Raw genomic sequence first — 1,203 nt, 5'->3', positions numbered from 1 at the left:
CAGCCAGTACCGCTCGTGTTGGAAGGGGTAGGTTGGTAGGTCGGCTCGTCGGGTGTCGTGCAGTGGCCACCGGACGTTGATGCCGGTGACCCAGAGCCGGCCCGCGGAGGTCAGGAACTGGTGCATGTCGCCGTGGTCGCGTCGTAGCGTGCCCACGACGGCCGCCGGTGTCCCTGCTTCTGCGAGAACGTCTTCCATCGCGGCGGTGAGCACGGGGTGGGAGCTGGTTTCGGTGAACACCCGGAAGCCGTCATGGGCCAGTGTGTCGACGGCGTTGGCGAATTGGACCTGTTGGCGCAGGTTGCGGTACCAGTACTCGCTGTCGAGGGGGACGTCCAGCCAGTGGCCGTCGACGCTGGAGAAGAAGGGGATTCGGGGTTCTTGTGGGGTCAGGTCGGCCAGGAGTGTGGTGAGTTCGTCGCGGAGTCGTTCGACGTGGGAGGTGTGTGAGGCGTAGTCGACGGGGATCTTGCGGGCTCGTATGCCGGTGGTTTCGCATTGCGTGATCAGGAGGTCGAGTGCGTGTGGGTCGCCTGCGACGACGACTGATGCGGGTCCGTTGACGGCTGCGATCTCCACGCCGTCGCGCAGGAGTTCCTGGGCCTGCTGGAGTGGTGCGGCGAGGGAGACCATGGTGCCGTGGCCGGCCAGGAGTCGTCGGATGGCCTGGCTGCGCAGGGCGACGACTTGGGCGGCGTCGTGCAGGGACAGTGCGCCTGATACGCATGCGGCTGCGATCTCGCCTTGGGAGTGTCCCAGGACGGCGTCGGGGGTGACTCCCATGGACTGCCATACGGCGGCCAGGGACACCATGACGGCGAAGGAGGCGGGTTGGACCACGTCGACGCGGTCGAGGGAGCCGTTTCGGACGATGTCCAGCAGTGGCTGGTCGAGGTAGGGGGCGAGGGCCTCTGCGCATTCCTGCATGCGGGTGGCGAACACGGGGGACTGGTCGAGGAGTTGGGCTCCCATGCCGACCCATTGCGAGCCCTGGCCGGGGAAGACGAACACGGTTTTGCCGGATGTGGCGGTGCGGCCGGTGATCGGGGGGTCGGCGAGTTGGTTGATCGCTTCGTCGTGATCGCTTGCGATGACCACGGCGCGGTGTTCGAAGGTGGTGCGGCCCGCCAGGGTCAGTGCCGCTTCCTCCAGTGCTACATCCCGCAGCCGCTCGCTCAGGCGCTCGGCCTGCGCGTGCAGCGC

General features: G+C 67.3%; 1 protein-coding gene. It reads right to left on the bottom strand.

Annotated elements, in window-relative coordinates; all coding sequences use genetic code 11:
• A partial coding sequence (locus ACIOWN_RS34550; protein ID WP_362358107.1) for an acyltransferase domain-containing protein occupies nt 1-1,203 on the bottom strand: 1,203 nt, incomplete at both ends.

Origin of the sequence: Streptomyces sp. NPDC087787 (assembly GCF_044743035.1) — a bacterium.
Lineage (GTDB): Bacteria > Actinomycetota > Actinomycetes > Streptomycetales > Streptomycetaceae > Streptomyces.
The sequence above is the reverse complement of the archived record's forward strand: the minus strand, read 5'-3'. Positions and strand labels throughout refer to the sequence as shown.